At 43.9% G+C, this 11,059-nt stretch carries 7 protein-coding genes; 5 read left to right on the forward strand and 2 right to left on the reverse strand.

Annotation, left to right across the window (positions count from 1 at the left end; all coding sequences use genetic code 11):
* Window positions 1–117 precede the first annotated feature (117 nt).
* The 4 genes from J7623_RS18920 to J7623_RS18935 all read left to right on the forward strand — a co-directional run bounded on the left by J7623_RS18920 (window position 118) and on the right by J7623_RS18935 (window position 7,153).
* Complete coding sequence (locus tag J7623_RS18920; RefSeq protein WP_291923229.1) at window positions 118–3,492, forward strand: TonB-dependent receptor; 3,375 nt, start codon at window positions 118–120, stop codon at window positions 3,490–3,492.
* 12 nt (window positions 3,493–3,504) lie between these two features.
* Window positions 3,505–4,347 carry a hypothetical protein gene (locus J7623_RS18925; protein ID WP_291923231.1) on the forward strand — a complete coding sequence of 281 codons (843 nt, stop codon included), beginning with the start codon at window positions 3,505–3,507 and terminating at the stop codon, window positions 4,345–4,347.
* A gap of 12 nt (window positions 4,348–4,359) precedes the next feature.
* Window positions 4,360–6,060: a hypothetical protein gene (locus J7623_RS18930; RefSeq protein ID WP_291923233.1), complete on the forward strand. Its 1,701-nt coding sequence runs from the start codon at window positions 4,360–4,362 to the stop codon at window positions 6,058–6,060.
* A gap of 172 nt (window positions 6,061–6,232) precedes the next feature.
* On the forward strand, window positions 6,233–7,153 hold the full coding sequence (locus J7623_RS18935) for an alpha/beta hydrolase (protein WP_291923235.1): 921 nt from the start codon (window positions 6,233–6,235) through the stop codon (window positions 7,151–7,153).
* A 71-nt stretch (window positions 7,154–7,224) separates the two neighbouring features.
* On the opposite strand, the gene J7623_RS18940 is transcribed toward J7623_RS18935, so the two are convergent.
* Window positions 7,225–9,099: a tetratricopeptide repeat-containing sensor histidine kinase gene (locus tag J7623_RS18940; RefSeq protein WP_291923237.1), complete on the reverse strand. Its 1,875-nt coding sequence runs from the start codon at window positions 9,097–9,099 to the stop codon at window positions 7,225–7,227.
* A 313-nt stretch (window positions 9,100–9,412) separates the two neighbouring features.
* On the opposite strand from J7623_RS18940, the gene J7623_RS18945 reads away from it, so the two are divergent.
* Window positions 9,413–10,522 (forward strand): hypothetical protein, encoded by a 1,110-nt coding sequence (locus J7623_RS18945; protein WP_291923239.1) that lies wholly within the window; start codon window positions 9,413–9,415, stop codon window positions 10,520–10,522.
* 74 nt (window positions 10,523–10,596) lie between these two features.
* On the opposite strand, the gene J7623_RS18950 is transcribed toward J7623_RS18945, so the two are convergent.
* Window positions 10,597–11,049, reverse strand: coding sequence for a hypothetical protein (locus J7623_RS18950; RefSeq protein ID WP_291923240.1), 453 nt, complete (start codon window positions 11,047–11,049; stop codon window positions 10,597–10,599).
* Window positions 11,050–11,059 lie beyond the last annotated feature (10 nt).

The following is an 11,059-nucleotide window of genomic DNA, read 5'->3' on the forward strand; positions in this document are numbered from 1 at the left end:
CACCAGTAAAAAATAAAAAGGACGCCTGTTGAAGCAGACGTCCAGGAACAAGGCATGAAACAGGATTGCTGCCTGTTGCATTGTTGCTCTCTTTACTTTAAAACAAAGATCAAAATTATGGAAAAAAATGTTCTTAAACGCCTGCGTTTAAGTGGCACTGTATTGTCATGGATAGTGCTGCTACTGGTAGCGCCGGTGACGAACACACAAGCACAAAACCGGTTACTTAACAAGGTAACCATTAGCTTTAATAAGCAGACGTTGGGCAAGGCTTTACAGCAATTGCAGGAGCAGTCTAAAAGTTATTTTGCATTTATTCCTGCAGATGTACAGCGCTATTCTGTACCTGCTGCTACTTTCACCCAGGCGCCACTTTCAGACATATTAAAGGCACTGTTAAAAAATACGGCCCTTACATTTAAAGAAGAAGGAAACTATATTATCATCGCACCGGCAAAACCTGTAGCTGATATTGAAGCAGGAAAAGGGGAAGGCCAGATACGTGGCCGTGTGGTGGACTTTGAAACCTCGCAGCCGCTACCTGGTGCAACGGTGTTAATCAGTGGCAGTAAGATGGGAACGCAAAGTAATGAGAAAGGTTTTTATGAATTAAAAAATCTTCCCGCTGGTAAATATACCTTAGAGGTTCGCTATATCGGCTATTCTCCATCCATTTTAAGTAACGTAAGTATCCAAACCGGCAAAGAGGTGGTGATGGATGTGAAAATGGAAATTTCCAATAAATTGAATGAGGTGGTGATAGGCGCCGGTCCCCGTAAAGTAAAATCAGTTACGCATAGTACGGAAGCTCAGTTAATCGATGAAATACGTCGTGCTACCGGCGTGGTATCTGGTATCTCCAGTGAGTTGATTACCAAAACGGCCGACCGGAACGCTGCTGAAATCGTAAAAAGAATATCCGGGGTAACGGTAGTGGACGACCGCTTTATTGTGGTGCGTGGTATGAACGAACGTTACAACCTTACTTTTCTGAATAGTAGTCTCGCACCTTCTACAGAACTGTATAGTAAAGCATTTGCCTATGACCTGCTGCCCAGTAGTGTGATAGATAAGATCCTGGTGTATAAATCGCCCGTAGCAGACCTGGTGGCAGATTATGCCGGCGCCGCTGTAAAAATCAGCACAAAAAATGCCATGCCAGTGAAACATTTTGATATGGGACTGCAATTTGCACATCGTGAAGGCTCCACCTTCAAAAATAGCATTAGCTACAACGGTGGAAAATATGATGTGCTGGGATTTGATGATGGAGGGCGGAAGTTGCCTTCTTTTTCTCCCGGAATATTTGAAAGTAACCGGCAGGTAACAAATGTAAAGCAGTCTGAATGGTTATCCGCTATGTCTCCTGTGCTGGATTATGGCTCCAGGTATAGCTTACCGGATATGCAGGTGTTTGCCAACTATTACAATACCTGGAAAGTAGGCAGCGCCAAATTATATGATCTCACGGCCATTACCTACACCAAAGAAACCGTAGGGTATGATGTATATCTTCAGAAAGGAAATACAGACCAGCCTTATATCGGCAGGGGAAACGGCAATGCAGGAGGAAGTTTACTGGATAATAACAAAATCAGCAATGGTCAGCAATCTTCTGAAAATGCCAAAATCAATATCCTTGAAAATCTGACATTGAAATTAAACGACCGGCATCAGTTATTTCTACGGAACTTTCTGGTGAATGATGGCCGCCGCTTCTCCAGTGTCAACACTACGCATCCGAATGAGCCTAAAGGAATAGGGTTGAATATAAATCAATACCGCACAAGAGATATTGTGTTGTCATTTCAGCAAAGAGCCTTATATGCCGGCCATTTAGGCGGATCGCATCAACTGGGTACAAAAAAGCAACATCAGTTGGAGTGGAATGCCGGTTATACTTATGATCTGCAGAATTTGCCGGATCAGCGTATTATTCACCTGTATGATTTCTCCCTGGATAGCGATACCAGCTGGAGAACAGTTAGAACCAACTACCTGGGGATGATCAGCCGTTTGTATATCAGGAACAAAGAACAGATTTATAGTGGCGCCATTGATTATACTTTCCAGGCCCGGCCTGATTTTTCACTGAAGGCAGGTACCTACAATTCATTTAAAATAAGAGAGGTAGGACGGCGATTCTTCCGCGTAAACAGGGCGGGGCTCACGAATGATCAATTCGTATCTCCTAACCAGGATGATTTGGGCTGGTACAACGATCATGGTAATATTAACCCGGAGTTACTTCGCTACAGTCAGCAGGATTTACCGAACGTGTGGAGTAGTACTTATTTTAAAAACGACAATACCGGCCTCGGTATTTATGATGCTACAACGCCGGTAGACGCCTATGTGGGCAGCGAGCAATACCATGCCGGTTACGTGATGGCGGATTGGAAGCCTGCAGCAGAAAAGTTAGTGCTGAATGGTGGGTTGCGCCTGGAATATGATTATCAACGGTTGTCTGGCGCCAAAGTAGGGTTTAATGGCAATCACAGTTTACAGCCTATTTATGTGAGTCGTCCTAAAACAGTATTGTTGCCGTCTGTGAATATCAGCTACGTTCCCGTGTCCTCGCTGGTATTCCGTGGTAGCTATGGCCGTACGGTGAACAGGCCGGATTTCCGTGAGCTGACACCCTACAGCGATTTTGATTTCCAGAATAATGAAGACATTGTAGGTAACCCGAATATTGTAACAGCAGTTATAGATAACTATGATGTGCGGGCAGAACTATATCCTAAGAAGCATAAGAACGAAATGTTGAATATCGGCTTCTTTTATAAACGCCTGCAGCATCCTATTGAACGTTTGCGCAGGGAAACTGCTGCTTCCGACTATAGTACTGCTTTAAATTTTACCAATATCACCTATATCAATTCTGTGAGTGCAGAGATATATGGAATAGAAGCAGAGATAAAAAAGAGTTTGTCTTTTATCAGGGGAAACCTTTTCCGTCATTTATCGGTGGTGCTCAATGGTTCCATGATAAAGAGCAGCACGGTTACCCATGGCTTTAATATGATTTATGTCTTGGATAGTATTCATAAGAAGGGAGAGCCATTACAGGGGCAGTCCCCTTATGTAGTCAATGCAGGGCTGTTCTATGAAAACCCTTCCCTGGGTACCAAAGCAACGTTGGTATATAACGTTAGTGGTCCCCGTATCTATGCAAAGAGTCAGCGTACTAAAGAAGATACGCTCTGGCAGGATAGTTATATCCGTCCTGATCTGTTACAACTCCCCATGCACCTGTTGGATTTTTCTATTACCCAGCGTATCGTGAAATCGCTGCAGGTAAAGTTTAGTGTACAAAACCTGCTGGATCAAAGTTATCGTATTGTGGAAGATGATAACTACAACCAGCGGTATGATGCTGAAAAGCTGAAGAAGCAACCGGATGGCACCATGCTTTGGAAGGGCGATAATATCTACAAAAAATATAAACCCGGCCGGTACTGGTTGTTGCAGTTTACTTATTCATTTTAAAAAAGAAATCTCATGATCGTTTATATCCGGAAAAAATTTTTGCAACCCTTACTCGCTTTTTGTCTGCTGGCTGGCAGCTTATTGTCTGCATGTACTAAGGAGGTAACGCCACTGCCGGGGGCGGAAAGAGGCAACATGTTCTTCTATAATGCCTCTGTGGCATTGACCGGGCAGGTAGCCTCCCCTACCAGGCGAAGGGTTAATTTTATACTAATGGATAGCCAGGATAGTAATTATGTATGGGATGCGGACCGTGTTTCAAAACATCCATATTTCGAGGGCGGTAAGATTGTTTCCTTCCCGGAAATGGTGAATGGCTGGGCTACCTATTGGCCGGTGCTAACCGGGCCGCATACACTGAGATTACTGGATAGTTCAGGAACGGTATTGCTGACCGATAGTGTCAATTTAGACAAGCAAAATGCCGCGCAGGTATTTTATACAGATAGCTGTGGCTATTTCCGCAGCGTGGTAACCACAGATCCTTTCATGTCAAAAGAAAAGCAGATCGGGATGCGGCTCATTAACCTGAGTCCGGGAAATGATAAATACTTCCTTACTATTAATAAGAAGATTCCGGCAGAATTACCAGCCGCCACACATTATGGGGATCATACCGGTTATATCGCGATGAATAGCGACCGGCAGGATACGTTGGCCATAAAAGTTTTTTCTGTGTCAGACAGCACCAATGCCATGTCCAGGGTATCCCTGATAGTGACACCCGGCCATGCCTATACGTTGTTAATGAGTGGTTACCCGGAAAACCATCCCGCTTCTTATAAGGATCCGCGCACCGGTAGAATAATATCGCTGCAAACAACTTTCGTTATTCAGGCATTGAAGAATTATTAAAACGCTTACAACATGAGAAAAATATTTTCTGTTCATACAACTTTATCCTTAGTGATATTGCTTTTGTTGCTGAATGCCTGCCGTAAGGTAGATGAACATAAAAAACTGGTAGAGTCGCAGCCCTGGCTGGCAGACACTTATACGTTGAATGGCAGGTATGGAATATACGAATGGCAATATCCGTCGTTATGGGTAGTAGGTGATACCGCTATGCTGATCGGAAAGTTTTTTACCAATACACCAGGAAGTGATATCCGGGTGGGAGGTGTGTCGGTAAAAGTGGTAGAGCATGTGGAGATAGATCCTAATAAACTGTACAATACCGGTGGAATTCAGATGGAGACGCTTGACCTGGTGCGCTTTGTTGTCACTAAAGAAATGGGAATAGGGCAGCAACGCCCGGTAGTCATCACCGCCAATGGAATTACCATCAGCGGTGCGCCGTTATCTATACAGGATTTTGCTGCCAGTGTAGGACGAACAGATACCACGCTGGTGGTAGATAAGCTGTTACATTGGGTCCCCGCAAATGCCGATGCGCTTAATAAGAAAGGATATGCCTTTTTGCGTACGGTTCACTGTGATAGAAATGGAGCTATCTGGTTCGATAATGCACTAAGTATTAACGTAGTCACCGGTGGGCAGGTAAATGCTTTTCTGAGTGCAGGTGATAAGATAACAGATGATAAGGGAGCGGCATTCACCATTAAACACGTACTGAGCAGCGCTATTTCCTTTGATGGCAATACCTTGTTTTTTTCTATTGAGGATAAGGAAGCATCCACAGATACCGTGAATAATTACATCTTCCGCTTGTGTAAAATGGAGGTATCTTCCCGGAGCGTTACTACGCTTAACCGCACATTGGTGTTAAACAAAACAGCACTTTTAGATGAAGATGCCGCTCCGTTCCAGGGAAGTATTGATCGTTTGAAGACGGTAGCCATGTATCTCAATGCTGATCTGCAGAACAATCTTACCTATACTAATTATTATGCACCACCCAGCGTAGCTGAGGACCATTCCTACTGGATGTCCGTCATTGGCGGAGGGCAAATCAATATGGAACCGTATGGTAATAATGTGGCGCTTATCTGCCGGCTGGATATAAATGGTAAAGTAACGGCGCTGATGGGGGCCGGCTATATGGGTGACGCCAAACCTTTCATTCTTACACCAGGGATACATGTGGCCAGTAGTCTTTGTTTTGTAGATCCGTCAGGTAAATATGTATATGGAATGGCCAATGTGGACGACTGGCGTACACAACTCCTGAAGTATGATGTGCAACAGGAAGATGTAGTGGCATCGGTCAGGGCTGCAGCTGCCATTTTCGTGCTGCACTCGTATGATACCGTGCCCGCCACTAAGGGAGTAGGCCCAATGAGTATAAGCGTGATTGACTGGACGGGCATGACCTATAATTTCAATACCCTGATGGTGTTGTCAGATGGGTCCTTGTTGGCCGCAACAGGAGGCTCACTGTTTAATTACGACATGGAGCAGCGAACGGTTTATTGTTATGCTGGTGTAGAGAATGCCTTTGGGGCTTCGGCACCAGGACAGGATAAGCTCACCGGTAAAGCCAAATGGGTGAATTTTGGCGGTGCCGCGCTGATCGGGCAGGATAAAACAAATGCGATCTATTACTGCCAGGGAGCATTGGGTACCGACGGCATTGATTTTTATAAACTGCATTCCGAAGGGAAGTAGATGGTATCATACCGATACCGATATGGTATACTATGAAAAGGGATAAATCACGCGTGTGATTTATCCCTTTTTTATGGAGAGATATTTACAAAACCTGAAAAGTTACCGGAGAAACCTTTGTTTTTGACTGGTGGGAACCGGGCACTGTGATTAGCTTTGTATAAAAATCATCATGAATAACAATAGTAAACACGCCGTCTTCCTGGCTTTTACGCTGATCTTTATAAACATGCACGTGGGATTCAGCCAAAGTCACCAACAGGCCTCCAACAACCAGGTGATGGCACAGACTATCACACCCAACAGCTCATCCGACATACAATATTTTACCACCGGCGACGGCGTTAAGATTGCCTATCAGCTGGATGGTGCCGCTGATAAGCCAGTATTGGTACTGGCCAATTCCATGGCCACCGACCTGCACATGTGGGATGACCAGGTTCCCACCTTTACTAAATACTTCCGCGTGCTGAGGTTTGATACCCGCGGCAGCGGCGCCTCTGACGCTCCCGAAGGCGATTATTCCGTAGACCGGATGGGCATGGACGTGATCAACCTGCTGGATGCTCTTCATATTGATAAGGTAGATTTCATAGGCTTATCATTAGGAGGGTGGATCGGGCAATGGATGGGCATACACGCTTCTTCCCGCCTCAATAAACTGGTATTAACCAATACCTCTTCCTACCTGGGCCCGGAAAAATTCTTTAATGAACAGATCCAATACCTGCGCGGCGGTGGCAGCCTGGAACGCTATGGCGACATGTTTATCCACAACTGGTTTGATGAAGGTTTTGATCCTGCGGTAGTAGCGAAATTCCGTAAGATGGTGCTTTCTACGCCGCGTCTTGGCCTGGCCAGCACATTTGCTGCGGTACGTGATGCCGACTCCCGCCGGACGATATCACTTATCACTACCCCAACACTGGTGATCGGAGGTATCAATGACAGAGCCACTCCCGGGGAACACAGCAAGTTGATTGCGCAAACAATTCCTCATTCGAAACTGGTGATGCTGCCGGTTATTCACCTGTCGAATATAGAGGCAAAAGAAACGTTTGAAAAAACGGTATTGGATTTTCTGTTGAAGTAATGCGATATGAAATTAAAAGAACGAGGGCGAATATTCCCAATATTCGCCCTCGTTCTTTAATGATACAACATTTATTGCTGCAATGAAACATAGAATGTGGATCCCTTCCCTGCCTGGCTTTCAAACCAGATGCGTCCTCCGTGAGCTTCAACAATCTGTTTGCAGATATAAAGCCCCAGGCCAAAAGAGGGTTCTCCGGAGGTGCCTTTTCGCTTAATGTTACTTTCAAAAGGCTCAAATATCCTGGCGGCAATTTCCGGCGGAATGCCCATGCCATTGTCACGTACCGAAATGGTAACGGTACCGGGTTTATTATTTGCTGCGGGTGTTTCTTCCGCCATGATCTCAATTGTGGCTCCTTCGGGACTGAATTTGATGGCATTGCCCACCAGGTTATCTATTACACGGGATAGCTTTCGTTTGTCCGCCACAATAAAAGAAGGGGGTGCTTTGGGCGAAATCAGCGCCTGTTTTTTTTCTTCAGCACGATAGGCCAATAGCTGTGCGGACTCCTGCAATAAAGCAATGACATCTGTGCTTTCTTTCTGCAAGGGTTGGTTGCCGATGTCGAAATCTGTTTCCAGCAAATCAGTAATTAGCTGTAAGCATCCTTTGCTGGCCTGATCAATCAGGGCGATCCATTCTTTTTCCCAGGTAGCTGGCGGGCTCTCCAGCATCATACTGGTAAAGGCATTGATGGCGCCTATAGGATTACGTAAATCATGTGCCACCACCCTAATGAGCCGGGCGTAATTCTTGTTGCCAGCCTCCAGCGCGGTACTGATCGTGGTGAGTTGTTGATACTGTTTTTCCAGTGTAGCGTGTACACGGGCATCTCTCTTTTTATTTCGCCAAAGCAAATAGATAATCGCGCCAGCCAGCAAACAAGCAATGCCCACCAGTAGGAGCAGGCGATTGGCATACACTTTTTCTTCCCTGATAATTTCCAGTTGCTGGTCTTTCAGGGCATAGCTGATATAGTCGATCCCGGATTGATTTTCCAGGTCCTGTTTGGTTCGGTATAGCTCCAGCAGCGCGGCACTATATTCATATGCTTTTTGCTGGTCGTTGCGGGCTAAATAAAAATTATATAACCTGTTGTCTATACTCAGTTCATAACTCTTGTAATTTTTCGTTTTTGAAATGTTTAATCCCTGCAGGTAAAAATTAACAGCTTTAACAGAGTCCTTGCCCGCATACAGGTCTGCCAGTTCGATCAGCAGATCGAGACTCATAAAGTTCAGGTTTTCCCGCAGCCCTCCTGATAATGCGCTTTCCAGTAGCCGGATACCGTTGGCAGTATCTTTTTTCTCCAATAACCGGTTTGCCTGCAATTGTTTCACCGCCAGCAGTACACGGATATCGTGATATTTTTCAGCGATGTTGATGATTTTATGAATGTACTGGTCTACAGAGTCAGGGGAAAACTGTTGTGGATATTGAAGAATATAATTATAAATGACCAATGACATGATGGAGTCGTGGCGAAGGGTAGCGCCCAGGTTCATAGCTCTTTTGAAATGGCTCAACGCTTTTTCAATATTGCCATTGGTATTATACACCATCGCAATATTCATCAGCACCTGTACCAGGTTAGAAGAATCCCTGATGGCACCGTATTGGTTAAAGGCATCGCCGTAATAGCGTAGTGCAAGCTCACTATTGCCTTTTATATCGAAGTAAATCCCCAGGTTGGTGGTAGCATCCGCGATGCCTTTTGGATAGTCAATTCTTTCCGCTATTTCCCGGGCCGTTCTGGCATAGAGCATCGTGGAATCGGCATCCTGTTCATAAGACAGGGTACTTATTTTGTTCAGAATATCTACATATTGGGCACTATCCGTAATAGCCGGCAGTGCTTTCTGAAGGGAATGAACAAGGTCTTCCTGGCAGTGTGCAGTACCGGAAAATAGTAGTAATATAACAAGGGGGACAATCGCTCTCAAGGATATCGTTTATAACAAAATAATATTTATAATGGTTAGTTCAAAATAATAATATGTAAAAGTGGGGTTTGGTGGTAGGTGGGGTGTATGGAAACAGTAAGGAAGAAAATATCAGCAGGTAGCAAAATTGTTGAATCAGGTGAGCAACAGTGCCATACATGATCCGTTTCGCATAGCATAGCTATATTGCCAATGCAGACTCTAAGTATATTTTAAAGCTTAATAGAATTAAACGGCATAATTCCTTAAATTTAAAAACGTGTCCCGTTTAATCGCATTAGAATACCCAACGAAATTTGTAAACCAAACGACCATGAAGAAAAGTAAAAAATACGATACTGTGGCCGGGTTGAGAAAGATCTATGAAGCGTTAACCCTGAATAATAGTATCCCGATACATGGAAAAATTATCACTGTACTATTACTATTTATTCACCCAATCGTTTTTGGGCAGCACCCACAGCCGGCCAACATAGGGCAGCGCACTTTTCATTTTAAAGATGAGAAACGTAACCGTCCTTTAGTGACGGAACTATGGTATCCAACAACAGATACACTTAAAGCAAGTGATAAAAGATTTTCTCCTTTTTTACGCCGTTACACGGTACGCGATGGAAGCTTACCCACAGGCAAATTGCCCCTCATTATGGTTTCACACGGAACCGGTGGAAGCCGGACTTCGTTGGAATGGATAGTACAACATTTGGTTCAATCCGGTTTTATAGTAGCAGCGGTTGATCACTGGGGAAATACATCGGATAATAAAATCGCGGTGGAATTTATGAAACCCTGGGAAAGGCCGCAGGATATCAGCTTTGCGCTTACGCAGCTGCTGAAGGAAAAGGAGGTTAATGCAGTGATAGATACAGTACGAATTGGCGCATTGGGCTTTTCATTTGGAGGTTATACCGTCATTGCTTTGGCCGGTGGAGTGATTGATTACCCGGTGCTGATACATTATTACCGCACAATAGGTCACCGCGAGGTGGAGGTTCCCGAATACCCGGGGTTAGGTCGCTTATTGTACGACAGTACGTTGATTGCGGCCACTAAACATGTTCCCAATTTAAAAGATAGCCGCATCAAAGCCTTCGTTGCATTATCCCCGGGCACGGGGCCTGGCTTTGTCCGTAAAGAGCAGTTTAAAGATGTTCATGGCGCCGTTTTTATAACCGGCTCACTGGCAGATAGTATAGCGCCTGTTAAGAGTAATGCAAGGGTATATCATAAGCTGATCAAAGGTGCCGACTATTATGAGTTTGGCGGTAAAGTTGGACATTATGTAATGTTGGGCGAAGCAAATGACGAACTAAAACAGGAAGCCCCGGTTCCATTTGTAGATGATCCTTCTGTAAACAGGCATGAGGTACATTTAAAAGTAGACAGCCTCGTCACAGATTTTTTTAAAAGAAATTTGAAATGATGCCGGTAATTTTTTTGAAAGAAGAAAGCCTTCAAATCTCATGGATTTGGAGGCTTTCTTCTTTCATGCATATGCTACTTCTCCGATAATAAAGAAAATAGCTTCTCGATATTATTAATATGGTGATAATCTTTAAAAAGATTTTTTATATCATTCATAATATTTTGTTTGAGGTTATAAATTTCCTGCACGAAATCATTATAATTAAGTGCCACTTTCTTTTTTCTATCCAGCTTTAGTAACACATTATCAGCCTCCATTTTTATTTCGAATTCATAAAGCTCATACATGTTATATAAGTGATAGACGGACGCTTTGTTTGTTTTTAATTTTTTCAAAACATCATACACATCATAGGAAAACTTAATTATATCTGCCTTGAAAGACAAAGAAGCATTATCGTTTCCTACTATTAAAACATCTCCCCAAATTAAATTCTCTCCTAAAGTAGCCACTGAATAATTCGAAATATTTTTCTTGCAGGTTTCCTGGTGATGTTGCAAGTCTATTTTATACGATAATTCCATAATAAATTCA

Source organism: Chitinophaga sp., from assembly GCF_017745275.1.
In the GTDB taxonomy this organism is placed as follows: Bacteria; Bacteroidota; Bacteroidia; order Chitinophagales; family Chitinophagaceae; genus Chitinophaga.